A 14,514-nucleotide genomic window follows, 5' to 3' on the forward strand; every position below is an offset into this window, starting at 1 on the left:
GAACAGCTTAAAAGGCTGTGAAGTCCAAGTAGCTGGACTTAACGAACGCGCGTCGGCGACAGTCGGGGCATGAGGATTCTGCTCGTGGGAGCGACGGGACTACTGGGCCGGAGCGTGCGTGAGGTGCTGGAGGAGCGCGGCCACAAGGTCGTCACGGCCTCGCGCCGGGACCCGGGGATCGCCGTGGACATCACCGACCCCGACTCGATCACCGCCATGTACGACCGGGCCGGGCCGCTGGACGCGGTCGCGGTCGCGGCCGGGTGGGTGCCGTGGAAGCCGTTCGGGGACCTGACGGCGCCGGACGTGCGCGGCGCGCTGGGCGACAAGGTCTTCGGACAGGTCGAGCTCGTGCGGCAGGGCGCCGGACGGATCGCCGAGGAAGGGTCGTTCACGCTGGTCAGCGGGGTGCTGGCGCGCGAGCCGCTGCCCACCGGGAGCATGGCCGCGCTCGCCAACGGCGCGCTGGAGGCGTTCGTGCGGGCCGCCGCGATCGAACTGCCGCACCGCCAGCGCGTCAACGCGGTCAGCGCGACCGTGTTCGCCGAGGCGATGGACACCTACGAGAGCACGTTCGCCGGCTACGAGGCCGTTCCGGTGCGGCGCGCGGCGCTGGCGTACGTGCGCTCCATCGAGGGCGGCCGCACCGGTCACGTCTTCGTGGTGGAGTGACCGGCGACGTCGGCGAGAACGGCGGCGTGGTCGGACGGCCACACGCCGTCGACCGGACCGTCCCCGACCCGGCGCGCCGAACGCACGTGCCCGAGGCCGCCGGGGCCGGGCTCGCCGACCAGGACGTAGTCGATCCGCACGCTCGGGCTGCCCACCGCCACGTAGGGGTTGGCGCGGTTCCAGGTGACCGCCGGCGCGCCGGGGTCGGCCATCTCCCAGGCGTCCAGCAGGAACAGCCCCGGAACGGGCGGGGCGGTCTTGTAGCCGCCCAGCAGCCGGACCTCGTCGGAGTCGGGCCAGGCGTTCAGGTCGCCGGTCACCACCGGCGGGAACGCCGACCCGCCCTGCCGGGCCGCCACGAACTCCGCCAGCGCCCGCACCTGCGCGCACCGCACCGCCGACTCGTGCGGCGCGGAGTTCAGGTGCGTGGTGAAGAAGGGGACGGGACAGGCGGGCGCGTCCACCAGCGCGTACAGCGCGGTGCGGCCGTCGTCGTGCCCGCCGGGCGCGGGCAGCCGCAGCACGTCGGTCTCGGCGATCGGCCACCGGCTGAGCACCGCGACCCCGACGTCGAACCCGGTCTCGCCGGTGCGCTCGCCCCAGCGGCCGGGGCGGCCGAACGGCGACCACGCCCAGTGCATGCCGAGCTCGTCGGCCAGCGACCCGGCCAGGTTCTCGCCGTCGCCGCCCCAGACCTCCTGGAGCCCGACGATGTCGGGGGCCGCGTCGCCGAGGACGCTCCCGATCGCCGCGCGGCGCTCCCGCCACGGACCGAACCGCCACCACAGGTTCCATGTCAGGATCCGCACCCGCCGATCCTCACACGTCCGACAGGTGCGCCACGACGGTCTCGGCGAATTCGAGCGCCGCGGGGCTGAGGGCGGACCATTGCCGCGCCGCCCACCCGGCCCGCAGCGGCGGCAGCTCCGGGATCGGGACGAGCCGCACGACGTCCCCGCCGCCCCATCCCGGCAGCGCGGGCAGGATCGCGTGCCCGAGCCCCAGCTCGACCAGCAGCAGCGCGGTGTCCCAGTCGGCGACGCTGGTGCTGGAGTCCAGCCGCACCCCGTGCCGTTCCAGGTGCCCCTCCAGGTGCAGCCGCGACGTGGAGTGCGCGGGCAGCTCGATGTGCCGCACCCCGGCCAGCTCCGCCGGCGACACGCTCTCCCGGCGCGCCAGCGGGGCGTCGGCCCGCGCCGCCAGCACCCAGGGCAGCTCGCACGACGGGCGCTGCTCGACCCCGTCCACGTCCGGGCCGATCGTGACCCAGGCCAGGTCCGCCTCGTGCGTCCGGACGGCCTCCAGGCACCGCCTGCTGGACCCGGCCGTGTGGAACCGCAGCGCCACCCGGGGGCGCCGCGCCCGGAACTCCGCCACGCCCCCGGCCATGAAGTGCCGCACGGTCGTCGCGCCGGTGGCGATCCGGACCGTTCCGCCGGCCCCGGCGCGCAGGTCGTCGAGCTGCCGCAGCGCCTCGCCCAGCCCGGCCAGGCCCTCGGCGGCCGCCCGGTACAGGAGGCGGCCGGCCCCGGTGGGGGCGACGCCGCGCGGACGGCGCTCCAGCAGGGCCAGGCCGGTCTCGCGTTCCAGCCGCTTCACGTGCTGGCTGACCGCCGACTGGCTGCACGACAGCTCCCGCGCCACGGCGCTGAGGTTCCCCGCCTCGCAGACGGCCACGAACACCCGAAGGTCGTCCAATGTCATCTCCCCAAGCTAGACCTTGGGGATCTCCAACAAAACCCGAGAATTGACTTGGATGTGGTGCGGGAGCAGGATCCTTACCGGGCGCAGGTACCGGCGACCCGACGGCGGCGACCCGTCCGGCCCGCGGACCGGACGGGCGCCGACCTCCCCGCCAAGGACGGGCTGGGGCTCGTTCCAAAGGGGGCCCCGGCCACGCACGCGAGCACGTTCCCCGACCTGCGGGCCCGCGGGTCGGATCGCGAAGCGATGCCGCGCTCGCCGAGCACCGTGGGCCGGGGCTTCGAAACACGGCTAGGGGCGGACGGCGACGGCGTCCACCTCGAAGAGCATTCCCGGCAGGGCCAGGCGCGCGACGCCCGACAGCGTCTGCGTCGGCGGACGGTCGCCCCAGATCCCGGCGATGGCCTCGCCGAGGACCGCGAGCCTGTCCAGATCGTGGTCCACGATGTGGGTGCGCAACTGGACCACGTGCTCGTACTCCAGCCCGACCGCCGCCAGCGCGGTGCGCAGGTGGCCGAACGCGATGCGGACCTGCTCGGCGAAGTCGTCCGCGGCGACCCCGCCGTCGCCGTCGGAGGCGTACTGCCCGGCGACGAACACCAGCTCGCCGGAGGCGACGGCGACGTGGCCGTAGCCGAACGGCGTCGGGTCGTGCAGGCCGTCGGGGTTGACGATGGTGGGGGACATGGTTCTCCTACCTTCTCTTCGTGGTGAGGACCACCAGCGCGGCGGGGAGGGCGAGCAGGCCCGCCGTCCACAGCACGCCGGTGAGGGGGAACGCGTCCGCCACCCGGCCGCCCGCCAGGGCGCCGAGGGCGATCGCCAGGTTGAACGCCATGACCAGCAGCGACGAGGCGGCCTCGGCGTCGTCGGGCGCGGCCCGCAGCATCCACGTCTGCAGGCTCACCGAGACCCCGCCGTAGGCCAGGCCCCACAGCACGACCAGGACGGCGCCCGACGCCGGGGCGGTGCCGGCGAGCGCGAACAGCGGCGGGACCGCCGCCAGCGCGACCGCGATCGCCAGGACCGTGCGCGGCACGTCCCGGGTGAGGGCCGCGCCCGCCGCGAAGTTCCCGGCCATGCCCGCCGCCCCGTAGGCCAGCAGCAGCGGGCCGATCCAGCGGCCGTCGACCTCCGCCACCCGCTCCAGCAGCGGGCGGACGAACGTGTAGGCCGTGAAGTGCGCGGTGACCAGCAGGAACGTGATGGCCGCCCCGGCCCGGACGGCGGGCGCGCCGCACAGCAGCCCGAGCGCGTCGCGCCGGTCCCCGGCCCGCCGGGAGGGCAGCGGCGGCACCAGGACCAGCAGCAGCACCACGGCCGCCGCCCCCAGCGCGCCGACCCCGGCGAACGCCGCCCGCCAGCCCGCGACGTCGGCCAGCAGCGTTCCGGCCGGGACGCCGAGGACCGACGCGGCCGACACGCCGCCGAAGACGACCGCCGTGGCGCGGGCGACGCGGCGTTCGGGCACCAGGCGCGCGGCCAGGCCTCCGGCGACCGCCCAGAACCCGCCGACGCTCACCCCGACGGCCAGCCGGGCGGCCAGCACGACGCCGAAGTGCGGGGCGGCCGCGCAGGCCAGGTTCGCCGCCGCCATCAGGGCGAGCAGGGCCGCCAGCAGGACCCGCCGGTCCACCCGCGCGGCGGCCGTGGTCAGCACCGGCGCGGCGACCGCCGCGACCAGGCCCGGGGCGGTCACCATCAGCCCGGCGACGCCCTCCGACACCTCCAGCGCGGTGGCGACCGGGGTGAGCAGGCCGACCGGGAGCAGCTCCGAGGTCATCAACGCGAAGATCCCGAGCGTCACCGCGGCGACGGCGGCGCGGCCGTCGGTCGCGGGCGGGTCCGCGGTGGCGGTCATGGGCTCCCTCGTCTCCGGTCGGCGATCACAATACCTTAATCGGGATAGGAATCATCCAGATTAAAGCGCCGGAGCGCAAGAGGGCCCGAGCGGGTGCGGATCAGGGGGCGGGCTGGCAGCGCGGGCACCAGAACGTCACGCGTTCGCCCGCCTCACCGGCCTGGTCGGCGCGGCGGACGCGGGTCCCGCAGCGCAGGCACGGCTTTCCGGCCCGGTCGTAGACCCAGTGCCGGCGGTCGGGGCGCAGGTCACCGGTCGTGATGTGGCCGGTGCGGTCACGGTTGGCGTACAGCAGGCGGTGGGACAGGTCGACCATGGCGCGCAGGTCGGGGACGTCCGCCACGGGCGTCCAGGGGTTCACACCGCGCAGGAAGCACACCTCGGCCTTGTAGATGTTGCCGATGCCCGCCAGGCGCGTCTGGTCGAGCAGGGACTCGCCGATGGCGCGTTCGGGGCGTTCGGCCAGGCGGCGGACGGCCTCGGCGGCCAGTTCGTCGTCCCAGCCGGAGGCGAGCAGGTCGGGGCCGAGATGACCGACGATCGTGTCCTCGTCGGCGGTGCGCAGCAGGTCCACCACGCCGAGCGCGTGGCCGAGCGCGTGCCACTCGGCGTTGCCGAGCACGAGACGGACGCGGTGGTCGCGGGGGAGCGGGCCGGGGCGGCGGATCCGCCAGCTCCCGTCCATCCTCAGGTGCGTGTGGACGGTCAGCCCGCCCTCCACGCGGACCAGCAGGTGCTTGCCGCGGGAGACGGCCCGCTCGACGGCGCGGCCGCGCAGGTCGGCGGTGGCGTGGCGGGGGACGCGGAAGTCGCTCACCGTCAGCGTCCGCCCGGCGAGCGCCTCGTGCAGGCGCCGGGCGGTCCGCCAGACGACATCGCCTTCCGGCACGTCAGATCACTTCAGATCACGTCGGATCACGTCGGATCGGGTCGGGTCAGATCAGGGAGGGGCTCTCCCAGGCGGCGGGGTCCTCGGTGAGCTTCTTGACCGGGCCCGGCAGCTCGCCGGAGGCGATGTGCTGGAGGTTCACCCGCTCCAGGATGCCGCGCTCGCTGGCGCGCAGCGCGATCCACACCTCCTGGAGCGCGTGCGCGGGGCCCTGGTAGCCGACGTTCTCGGGGCGCTCGCCCCGCACCCCCAGCAGCGGCCCGTCGATGGCGCGGATGATGTCGGCGAGGGAGATCTGGTCGGCGGGGCGCGCCAGCCAGTAGCCGCCCTCGGGGCCGCGCTGGCTGCGGACCAGGCCGCTGCGGCGCAACTGGCCGAGGATGTTCTCCAGGAACTTGGGTGGGATCTCCTGCGCCTCGGCGAGCTGAACCGCCGTCACCGGGTGACTCCCGGCCACGGCGAGTTCGGCGGCGGCGCGCAGCGCGTAGTCGACCCGGGCGGACAATCTCATGAACGTATTATCTCTTGCCGATCGGACTGGTCGGGCTTACCCCGGGGGTTGGCCCGCGGCCCGGCGCGCGCAGCGGTCGCACGCCGGGCCGCGGTCGTCTCACGCCGGGGTCAGGCCCAGCAGCTCGGCGGCGGCCCGCGCGTTGGCGTCGGCCGCGCCGTAGGTGGCCAGGTGCACGGCCCCCTCGGGCTGCCACACCGGCAGCCCCATCTCCACCAGCACCGCGTCCGGGCGGGCCGCCAGCAGGGCGGTCGCCAGGGCCCGCTGGCCGGTGTGCCGGTGCGCGTCGCGCAGCACGACGACCAGCCCCCGCCCGGTGGCACGTTCCAGCAGGGTGACGGCCTCGGCGGCCGTTCCTTCGGCGGGAACGGTCTCCGGCGCGAACGGTCCGAGCCCCCACGGCGTCGGTCCGACCGCGATATTGCCGGTCGCGGCCAGCTCGACCACCAGCGGGGCGTCGTCCCAGGAGGGCAGCTCGCCGGTGATCCGCACGGCCCGGCGCGCCGCCTCCAGCCCCGCCGACCGGTCCACGGCGGCGGGGCTGTGCCCGGCCAGCCAGCGCCGAACGGCCCCTGTGCGTTCGGCGGCGTCGGCGAGACGTTCCAGGGGCAGCCGCCCGGAGCGGACGGCCTCCTCGATGGCGGCGAGGGTCGCGCGGACGCTGTCCTCCTGCTCGCGCGGTCCCATGCACAGCAGGTCGGCGCCCGCGGCGAGGGCGCGCACCGCCGCCTCCGGGATGCCGATCTCGCCGCTGGCGCCCCGCATGTCCAGGGCGTCGGTGACGATCACGCCCCGGTAGCCCAGGCGCTCGCGGAGCAGCCCGGTGATCACGGCGGCGGACAGCGTCGCCGGGACGCCGTCGGTGATCGTCGGGAGGTTCAGGTGCGCGGTCATCACGGCCTGCACGCCCGCCGTGATCGCGGCCCGGAACGGCACCAGCTCGCGCCGCTCCAGCAGGTCCAGGTCCGCGTCCACGATCGGCACGCCCAGATGGGAGTCCTCGACGGTCGCGCCGTGCCCGGGGAAGTGCTTGGCGCACGCCGCCACGCCCGCCTCCTGGGTGCCGGTGACCGCCGCGACGGCGTGCCGGGCCACCAGCCGCGGGTCGGACCCGAACGCGCGGGTGCCGATCACCGGGTTGTCGTCGGCGGTGTTGACGTCCACCGACGGCGCGAAGTTGAGGTTGACGCCGACCTCGACCAGCTCGGCCCCCAGCGACCGGTACACCCGCCGGGTCAGCTCGACGTCGTCGGCCGCGCCGAGCGCCGCGTTGCCCGGATAGGGGCTGGGCACGGCGTGGCCGCCGAGGCGGGTGACGTCGCCGCCCTCCTCGTCGATGCCGATCAGCGGGTCGCCGACCTTGCGCATCTCGGCGGTCAGCGCGGCCAGCGCCTCGGTGTTCGGCACGTTGCCGTTGAGGGCGAACAGCGTCACGCCGCCGAGGCCGCGCTCCAGCTCGTCCAGCAGCCAGCGCGGCGCGGTCGCCCCCGCGAAGGAGGGCAGCAGCGTCCCGCGCGCCAGGCGGGAGATCTCGTCGCTCATCCCTTCACCGCCCCGGAGGTCAGCCCGGACACCATGCGGCGCTGGACGAGCAGGAAGAAGATGATGACCGGGATGGTCAACAGGGTCGAGGCGGCCATGATCGGTCCCCAGGCGTTGCTGCTGCGGCCGAAGAAGAACTGCAGCATGATCGGCAAGGTGTACTTCTGCTGGTCGTCGAGGAAGGTGTAGGCGAAGATGAACTCGTTCCAGGCGGTGATGAAGGAGAAGATGCTGGTGGCCACGAGGCCCGGCGCGACCAGCGGCAGCAGCACGGTGAAGAAGGTGCGCACCGGCCCGGCGCCGTCGATGGACGCCGCCTCCTCCAGTTCCTTCGGCACCGCGGCCACGAAACCGCGCAGCATCCAGATCGCGAACGGCACCGCGAACGCGATGTAGACGACCACCAGGCCGACCAGGCTGTCGAGCATCTGGAGCTGCTTGAGGTCCAGGAACAGCGGGATGACCAGCGCCTCCAGCGGCACCATCTGCACCACCAGCAGCATCACCAGGAACGTGGTCCGGAAGCGGAACCGGAACCGCGCCACGGCGGTGGCCGCCATCAGCGCCAGCAGGCCCGACACCAGCACGGTGACGACGGCCAGCACGAGGCTGTTGGCGAAGTAGCCCCAGAACGTCCCCTCGGCGATGCGGCCGTTGAGGACGAAGTCGAAGTGCTCCAGCGTCGGGTGCGACGGCAGCGGCTTCGGCGTGCTGCTGAAGATCTCGTTGTTGGGCTTGAAGGCGGTGGACGCCATCCAGAAGACGGGGAACACCGCGGCCAGGAACACCAGGACCCCGGTCCCGTTCAGGGCGATCCGGCCGATCGTTCGCGACTTCACTTCGTCTCCCCCTGACGGACCATGACGCGCACGTACACCGCGGTCACCACCAGCAGGATCACCGTCAGCACCAGGGCGATCGCCGAGCCCGCGCCGAGCTTGGGATTGAGCGACCCGAACGCCTCGGAGTAGGCGTACAGCGACAGGTTGAACGCGTCGCGGTTGGCCATCCCGGACATGATGAACAGCTGGGTGAACACCTTGAAGTCCCAGATGATCGACATGACCAGCAGGACCAGGAAGATGGGCTTGAGCAGCGGGAAGGTGATGCTCCAGAACGACCGCCACGGGCCCGAGCCGTCCACCCGGGCGGCCTCGTACAGCTCGCTCGGCACGCTCTTGAGCCCGGCCAGCACCGACACCGCCACGAACGGGCACGCCTGCCACACGACGCAGACCGTCAGCACGGTGTAGGTGGACAGCGGGGTGGAGAACCAGTTGTAGTCGTTCCAGCCGGACCCCACCAGCCAGTCGGGCAGCAGGTCCAGCAGCCAGTTGACCAGGCCGCCGGTGGAGCCGAACAGCCAGGTGAAGATGATGGCCGCGGTGACGGGCGGGGTGGCCCAGGCGACCATCACGCCGCCGGCGACCACGTTCGACATCCGCCGGCCCAGCTTGTGCAGCAGCAGGCCGACCAGGGTGCCCACGACCAGCGTCAGCGCGACCGCCACGACGGCGAACAGCACGGTGTGCTTGAGCGTCGTCCAGAAGAACGGGTCGCCGAAGATCCTGTCGAAGTTCTCGGTGCCGACCTGCTCGGCGGGCTCGCCGCGCAGCTGGCGGTTGCCGACCTTCTGGAAGGACATGATCCCGATCTGGACCATGGGCCAGAACATCAGGACGGCGATGACGATCACCGTGGGGGCGATCAGCAGGTAGGGCCCCACGCGGGGCCGGCGGCGGGGACGCGCCGGGCCGGAGTCGTTCCGGCCCGGCGTGTTCCGCACCGCGGGTGCGGTGTCGAGCATGGACTCAGTCCGTTCGGGAGCGGTCGGGGCCTACGGGTTCAGCAGGGTGTTGGCCTGCTCGTTGGCCTTCTTCAGCTCGTCGTCGACCGGCTTGCCCTGCATGATCGCCTTCATGGCGTTCGGCAGCACCTTCTTGGCCTGCTCGAACTCGCCCCAGCCCGCGCTGATCGGCGGGAACTTGGTGTTGCCGGCGATCGCGGTGAAGACCTCCAGCTTGGGGTCGGAGAACTTCACGTCCGAGCGCATGGAGGAGAAACCGCTGTAGTCGGCCCACGCCTTGGCGTTCTTGGCGTTGTTGAGGACCGTGATGTAGTCGAACGCCGCGTCCTGGGCCTTGGAGTCCTTCCAGACCGCGAGGTCGGAGCCGCCCGCCATGACCGGGGCGTTGCCGCCGGACTTGGCCGGGATCGGGAAGACCGCCCACTTGTCGACGTTCTTCTCGGAGATCTTCTTCATCTCCTTGAGCGCCCAGGAGCCGTCGACGTACATGCCGAGCTTGCCGAGCGCGAAGTCCTGCTGCGGGCCCTGCAGCTCGTTCTTGCCGATGAACTTCTCCGGCGCGACCTTCTCCTTGGTCACCAGGCCGGTGTAGAACTCCACGGCCTCCTTGACCTGGGGCTGGTCGAGCTTACCGGCCCACTTGTCGCCCTCCTTGACGGCGATCTCGCCGCCGTTGCCCCAGACGAAGCTCATCAGGGCGTTGGTCTGGTCGCTCGGCACGCCGATGCCCGGGACCTTCTTGGCGTCCTGGATCTTCTTGGCCGCGGCGGCCAGCTCGGCCCAGCTCTTCGGCTGCTCGATCTTCAGCTCGTCGAACCAGTCCTTGCGGAACCACACGCCGCGCACGCCGCCGTACCACGGCACCGCGTAGGTCTTGCCGTCCTTCTGGTCGTTGGCCAGGGCGTTCTTGCTGAGCGCCTTGCCGTCGGCCCAGCCGTTGAACTTCTCGGTGACGTCGGCCAGCGAGCCCTGCTCGATGTGCGACTGCACGTCGGTGTTGCCGAGCTCGGTGACGTCCGGGCCCTCGCCGCCGGCCGCGGCCTTCTGGAACGTGGTGGCGACCTGCGGCCACGGCACGTACTTGACGACCACGTCGGTCTTGGGGTGCTTCTGCTTGAACTCGGCCTCGACGTCGTCGAGGAACTTGGTCTGCTCGGGCGTGCCCTCGCCCATCATCCAGACCTTCAGCTGCGCCGGGTCCGAGCCGCCGCCCGCGCCCTCGGTCTTCTTCTCGCCGCCGCCACAGGCCGCGGCGGCCAGGGCGATCGCGGCCGTGGCGGCCGCAACCTTGATGTACTTCACCGGGGTTCCTCTCCTCCATCACCACGCGGCCGGATGGCCTGCGATGCCGTCGGTCGGGCCCGGAACCTTTAGGGTCCGGTCATGCCCTGTCCGTGCCGTGCACCGCTCGCGGGCGCCCTGCTCGCCAGTCGGCGCAGTCTCGCGTTCGCCCTCCCGGGTCGCGGGGCGGCGGGACGCTTGCGCGTAAACTAACAAGAAACTTTCCTAAACAAAACCGCTCGTTAGCGGATTGAGACGTCAGGGGGACCCAGCATGGTCAACCGCCCGGGGACGCCACGGTTGCTGCGCGAGCTGAACGACCGCGCCGCTCTGGATCTGCTGGTCAGACAGGGCCCGCTGACGCGCGCGCAGATCGGCGAGCACACCGGGCTGTCCAAGGTCACCGCCTCCCAGCTCCTCGCGAGGCTGGAGGAGCGCGGTCTGGTCGAGGTCGTCGGCGAGCAGGCGGGCGGCCGGGGGCCGAACGCGGCGCTGTACGCGGTGGTGCCGTCCAGCGCCTACGTCGCGGGCCTGGAGGTCGGCCCGGACGGCGTGACCGCCGGCGTCGCCGACATCACCGGCGGCGTGGTCGCCCAGGTTACTGTCGACCCGAACGGCACCGACAACCCCGTCAAGACCATCCACAACGCGGTGGTCAAGGCGTGCCGTTCGGCGAAGGTGGGGCTGGGCCGGCTCCACGCGTTCGTCATCGGGACGCCGGGCGTGGTGGACCCGCGCTCGGGGGACGTGCAGTTCGCGTTCGACCTGCCCGCCTGGCACGAGGGCGTGCTGGAGGCGCTGCGCACCGACCTGCGGCGGCCGGTGACGATAGAGAACGACGTCAACCTCGCCGCCGTCGCCGAACGCGCCTACGGGGCCGCCCGGGACGCCGAGGACTTCGCGCTGGTGTGGCTGGACCGGGGCATCGGCCTGTCGGTGATGCTCGGCGGGCGGCTGCACCGGGGCCGGTCCGGCGGCGCGGGCGAGATCGGCTACCTGCCGGTGCCCGGCGCGCCGCTGCCGGTCGGCACGGCCAGGCGCGGCGAGGCCCAGGAGGGCGTCACCGAGTCCACCTCCTGGGGCATCCCCGCGCTGGCGGGCGGCTACGGCTCGCTGGTCGGCGCCGACGCGGTGCGCGAACTGGCCCACCGGCACGGCATCGCCGAGCCCACCGCCACCGACTGCGTCGCCGCCGCTGCCGCCGACGAGGAGCGGGGCGGGGCGTTCCTGGACGAGCTGGCCGACCGGATCGCCTACGGCGTCACCTCGGTCAACATCGTCCTGGATCCCGGCCTGGTCGTGCTGTCGGGAAGCCTCGGCCGGGCGGGCGGACGCCCCCTCGCGGCCCGCATCGAACGGGTCGTCGGCCGTCTCAGCCCCACCCGCGCCACCGTCGCGGTCACCGCGGTGGAGGGCAACCCGGTGCTGCGCGGGGCCCTGCACGCGGCGCTGGAGCAGGCGCGCGACGAGGTCTTCTCGTCCGGAAAGGAGTGACCGGCCGCCGACCGGCCCGCGGCGCGCGGGTGCGCGTCGTGGCGGGCCGCCGGGCGTGACGTCGTACCTGCTGCTTGCTACTTGGAGGCGGCCGGCACCGTCTCGGTGGTGCCGTTGCGCCGCTGGTCCTGCATGGCGCGGTGGATGACGGCCTGGTTGATGACCTGGCGCTTGCGTCGCTGGGCGGCGGCCCAGCGTGCCGTCGGTGTCATGGTGACTCCCGTTCCGCGGTGGCGTTTCCCCGGCCACCGCAACCCCGTATGACCTGATCATCCCAGGTCTCGGGAGTCCCGGGCATCCACCCTGGGGAGGAAATCGGCCTCCCACCCGTTACGGACGTGGGACCTGGGTCCTCGGGACCATCGGGGCGCCGGGGAACTGGGATCATGAAAGGGCGCCCGGTGGGACTCCCCGCCGGGCGGGACGTGACCGAGCGCTCCCGGGAGGGGACCGTCATGGCGTTGCGCGACCGGCTCCGGCGGCTGGTGCAGAAGCCCGGCAGCACCGACCTGGCGCCGTTCCGGGCGGTGGTGGCGGACGCGGCGACGCGGGAGGAGCGCGTTCGCGCCCTGTCCGACGCCGAGCTGACCGCCGCCGCCGGGGCGCTCGACGGGAACGACCCGGCCGAGCTGTGCGCGCTGGGGCGGGAGGCCGCGCGGCGGGCGCTGGGGGAGCGGCCCTACGACGTCCAGCTGCTCGGGACGCTGGCGCTGCTGTCGGGGCACGTCGCCGAGATGGCCACCGGCGAGGGCAAGACCCTCGCCGGAGCGTTGGCCGCCGCCGGGTACGCGCTGCGCGGCCACCGCGTCCACGTCATGTCGGTCAACGACTACCTGGCCCGCCGCGACGCCGAGTGGATGGGGCCGCTCTACGAGCGGCTCGGGGTGACGGTGGCCTGGATCGGCCAGTCCTCGACCCCCGCCGAACGCCGCGCCGCCTACACCGCCGACGTGACCTACGCGCCGGTCAGCGAGGTGGGGTTCGACCTGCTGCGCGACCGGCTGGCCACCGGCCCCGGCGACCCGCTGCAACCCGCGCCCGACGTCGCGTTGGTCGACGAGGCGGACTCGGTGCTGGTGGACGAGGCGATGGTGCCGCTGGTGCTGGCCGGGGCCTCGGACCTGGACGCCGCCTCGCCCCGCTACGCCGACCTGGTGCGCCGCCTGCGACCGGGCCTGCACTACGCCACCGACGAGGAGGCCCGCAACGTCCAGCTCACCCCGGTGGGCGCCCGCCAGGTGGAGCGGGTCCTCGGCGTCGACCTGTACGCGCCGGAGAACCTGGACACGCTCACCGCCGTCAACGTCGCCCTGCACGCCGAGGTCCTGCTGCACCGCGACGTGGACTACATCGTCCGCGACGGCCGGGTGAAGCTGATCAGCGAGTCCCGCGGCCGGGTCGCGCTCCTGCAACGCTGGCCCGACGGCCTCCAGGCCGCCGTCGAGGCCAAGGAACGCCTGGAGGCGTCGCCGAGCGGCGAGATCCTGGACTCGGTCACCGTCCAGGAGCTGATCGGCCGCTACCCGGTCCGCTGCGGCATGACCGGCACCGCGATGGCCGTCTCCGGCCAGCTGCGCGAGTTCTACGACCTGGGCATCGCGGTCATCCCGCCGCACCGGCCCCGGATCCGCGTGGACGAGCCCGACCGCCTCTACGCCACCACCGAGGACCGCGACACGGCCCTGGTCGAGGAGATCGTCGAGGTCCACGCCACGGGCCGCCCCCTCCTGGTCGGCACCCGCGACATCGCCGAGTCCGAACGCCTGGCCCGCCGCCTGACCCGCGCGGGCCTGTCCCCGGTGGTCCTGAACGCCAAGAACGACGCCGAGGAGGCCGAGATCATCGCCGGTGCCGGGGCGCTCGGGGCCCTGACGGTCTCCACCCAGATGGCGGGCCGGGGCACCGACATCCGCCTGGGCGGCGCGTCGGAGGCCGACCGGGACGAGGTCGCGGCCCTCGGCGGCCTGCTGGTCATCGGCACCGGCCGCTACCACAGCAGCCGCCTGGACGACCAACTGCGCGGCCGCGGCGGCCGCCAGGGGGACCCGGGCGGCTCGGTGTTCTTCACGAGCCTGCGGGACGACCTGGTGACCCACTACGCGCCCGACAGGCACTACAAGGGCCCGGCCGACGCCGACGGCCGCGTTCACGACAAGGGGGCCCACTGGATCCTCGGCTACGCCCAGCGCGTGGCCGAGGGCGTGTCCCTGGAGATCCACCGCAACACCTGGCGCTACAACCACCTGATCGGCCTCCAGCGGAAGGACCTGCTGGCCGAACGCGACGAGATCCTGAAGGGCGACCTCGCGGCGAGGACGGTGTCCGAGGGCGCCCCCGCCAAGTACACCGAACTGGCCGGGACCGCGGGGGAGCAGGCCGTGGCGGAAGCGGCCCGCCAGCTGCTGCTGTTCCACCTGGACCGCCGCTGGTCCGAACACCTGGCGTTCCTGGCGGACCTGCGGGAGGGGATCCACCTGCGCTCGCTGGGCCGGGGCCTGGACCCCCTGGTGGAGTTCCACCGGGAGGCGGTCCCCGCGGGCAAGCGGCTCTCGGCGGAGGCCCGGACCCGCGCGCTGAAGGCGTTCGAGTCCCTGACGGCGACCCCCGAGGGGATCGACCTGACCGGGGCGTCCCTGAACCGCCCGTCGGCGACCTGGACCTACATCGCCCACGACAACCCGTTCGGAACCCTGGACGACCGGGCCTTCCGCGGCCTGGTCACCCTGTTCCAGGGCAAACACCGCCGGCCCTGA

14 protein-coding genes are annotated in these 14,514 nt (G+C 73.3%); 3 read left to right on the plus strand and 11 right to left on the minus strand.

The features are described 5' to 3' along the window. The first annotated feature begins 69 nt into the window (after positions 1 to 69). Positions 70 to 672, plus strand: coding sequence for a short chain dehydrogenase (locus tag HNR61_RS06120; RefSeq protein ID WP_182842027.1), 603 nt, complete (start codon positions 70 to 72; stop codon positions 670 to 672). Here the strand turns inward: HNR61_RS06120 and HNR61_RS06125 are convergent. The 10 genes from HNR61_RS06125 to HNR61_RS06170 form a co-directional block, all read right to left on the minus strand. Further along, on the minus strand, positions 651 to 1,481 hold the full coding sequence (locus HNR61_RS06125) for an endonuclease/exonuclease/phosphatase family protein (RefSeq protein ID WP_182842028.1): 831 nt from the start codon (positions 1,479 to 1,481) through the stop codon (positions 651 to 653). The two genes, HNR61_RS06120 and HNR61_RS06125, sit on opposite strands and share 22 nt — an antisense overlap. 10 nt (positions 1,482 to 1,491) lie before the next feature. Next, positions 1,492 to 2,376: a LysR family transcriptional regulator gene (locus HNR61_RS06130; protein WP_182842029.1), complete on the minus strand. Its 885-nt coding sequence runs from the start codon at positions 2,374 to 2,376 to the stop codon at positions 1,492 to 1,494. A gap of 291 nt (positions 2,377 to 2,667) precedes the next feature. Next, a complete protein-coding gene (locus HNR61_RS06135) occupies positions 2,668 to 3,063 on the minus strand; it encodes a RidA family protein (RefSeq protein WP_182842030.1) in 396 nt (131 codons plus the stop codon). 7 nt (positions 3,064 to 3,070) lie between these two features. Continuing rightward, a complete protein-coding gene (locus tag HNR61_RS06140) occupies positions 3,071 to 4,237 on the minus strand; it encodes an MFS transporter (RefSeq protein ID WP_182842031.1) in 1,167 nt (388 codons plus the stop codon). Between the two features lie 100 nt (positions 4,238 to 4,337). Beyond that, positions 4,338 to 5,126, minus strand: coding sequence for an Fpg/Nei family DNA glycosylase (locus tag HNR61_RS06145; protein WP_182842032.1), 789 nt, complete (start codon positions 5,124 to 5,126; stop codon positions 4,338 to 4,340). A 46-nt stretch (positions 5,127 to 5,172) separates the two neighbouring features. Next, complete coding sequence (locus tag HNR61_RS06150; RefSeq protein ID WP_067824463.1) at positions 5,173 to 5,637, minus strand: RrF2 family transcriptional regulator; 465 nt, start codon at positions 5,635 to 5,637, stop codon at positions 5,173 to 5,175. A gap of 99 nt (positions 5,638 to 5,736) precedes the next feature. Continuing rightward, on the minus strand, positions 5,737 to 7,179 hold the full coding sequence (locus HNR61_RS06155) for a glycoside hydrolase family 3 protein (protein WP_182842033.1): 1,443 nt from the start codon (positions 7,177 to 7,179) through the stop codon (positions 5,737 to 5,739). Beyond that, the gene (locus HNR61_RS06160) at positions 7,176 to 8,018 is read right to left on the minus strand and encodes a carbohydrate ABC transporter permease (protein ID WP_182842034.1); all 843 of its coding nucleotides are present in this window, start codon (positions 8,016 to 8,018) and stop codon (positions 7,176 to 7,178) included. The genes HNR61_RS06155 and HNR61_RS06160 overlap by 4 nt, the downstream gene beginning before the upstream one ends. After that, on the minus strand, positions 8,015 to 8,986 hold the full coding sequence (locus tag HNR61_RS06165; RefSeq protein WP_182842035.1) for a carbohydrate ABC transporter permease: 972 nt from the start codon (positions 8,984 to 8,986) through the stop codon (positions 8,015 to 8,017). The genes HNR61_RS06160 and HNR61_RS06165 overlap by 4 nt, the downstream gene beginning before the upstream one ends. A 30-nt stretch (positions 8,987 to 9,016) precedes the next feature. After that, the gene (locus HNR61_RS06170; RefSeq protein WP_182842036.1) at positions 9,017 to 10,288 is read right to left on the minus strand and encodes an extracellular solute-binding protein; all 1,272 of its coding nucleotides are present in this window, start codon (positions 10,286 to 10,288) and stop codon (positions 9,017 to 9,019) included. A gap of 252 nt (positions 10,289 to 10,540) precedes the next feature. Here HNR61_RS06170 and HNR61_RS06175 point away from each other — a divergent pair, with 252 nt between their 5' ends. Beyond that, positions 10,541 to 11,761 (plus strand): ROK family transcriptional regulator, encoded by a 1,221-nt coding sequence (locus HNR61_RS06175; protein WP_182842037.1) that lies wholly within the window; start codon positions 10,541 to 10,543, stop codon positions 11,759 to 11,761. Positions 11,762 to 11,838: 77 nt separating this feature from the next. On the opposite strand, the gene HNR61_RS49055 is transcribed toward HNR61_RS06175, so the two are convergent. Continuing rightward, on the minus strand, positions 11,839 to 11,973 hold the full coding sequence (locus HNR61_RS49055; RefSeq protein WP_281400312.1) for a hypothetical protein: 135 nt from the start codon (positions 11,971 to 11,973) through the stop codon (positions 11,839 to 11,841). Positions 11,974 to 12,216: 243 nt separating this feature from the next. Here HNR61_RS49055 and secA2 point away from each other — a divergent pair, with 243 nt between their 5' ends. Then, positions 12,217 to 14,514 (plus strand): accessory Sec system translocase SecA2, encoded by a 2,298-nt coding sequence (gene secA2, locus HNR61_RS06180; RefSeq protein WP_182842323.1) that lies wholly within the window; start codon positions 12,217 to 12,219, stop codon positions 14,512 to 14,514.

Origin of the sequence: Actinomadura kijaniata, assembly GCF_014138665.1 — a bacterium.
Lineage (GTDB): Bacteria > Actinomycetota > Actinomycetes > Streptosporangiales > Streptosporangiaceae > Spirillospora > Spirillospora kijaniata.

Coding starts and splice junctions, on each gene's coding strand:
- HNR61_RS06155 (WP_182842033.1), bottom strand. CDS start 7,179: ATGAGCGACGAGATCTCCCGCCTGGCGCGCGGGACGCTGCTGCCCTCC.
- HNR61_RS06150 (WP_067824463.1), bottom strand. CDS start 5,637: ATGAGATTGTCCGCCCGGGTCGACTACGCGCTGCGCGCCGCCGCCGAA.
- HNR61_RS06135 (WP_182842030.1), bottom strand. CDS start 3,063: ATGTCCCCCACCATCGTCAACCCCGACGGCCTGCACGACCCGACGCCG.
- secA2 (WP_182842323.1), top strand. CDS start 12,217: ATGGCGTTGCGCGACCGGCTCCGGCGGCTGGTGCAGAAGCCCGGCAGC.
- HNR61_RS06120 (WP_182842027.1), top strand. CDS start 70: ATGAGGATTCTGCTCGTGGGAGCGACGGGACTACTGGGCCGGAGCGTG.
- HNR61_RS06140 (WP_182842031.1), bottom strand. CDS start 4,237: ATGACCGCCACCGCGGACCCGCCCGCGACCGACGGCCGCGCCGCCGTC.
- HNR61_RS06130 (WP_182842029.1), bottom strand. CDS start 2,376: ATGACATTGGACGACCTTCGGGTGTTCGTGGCCGTCTGCGAGGCGGGG.
- HNR61_RS06175 (WP_182842037.1), top strand. CDS start 10,541: ATGGTCAACCGCCCGGGGACGCCACGGTTGCTGCGCGAGCTGAACGAC.
- HNR61_RS49055 (WP_281400312.1), bottom strand. CDS start 11,973: ATGACACCGACGGCACGCTGGGCCGCCGCCCAGCGACGCAAGCGCCAG.
- HNR61_RS06165 (WP_182842035.1), bottom strand. CDS start 8,986: ATGCTCGACACCGCACCCGCGGTGCGGAACACGCCGGGCCGGAACGAC.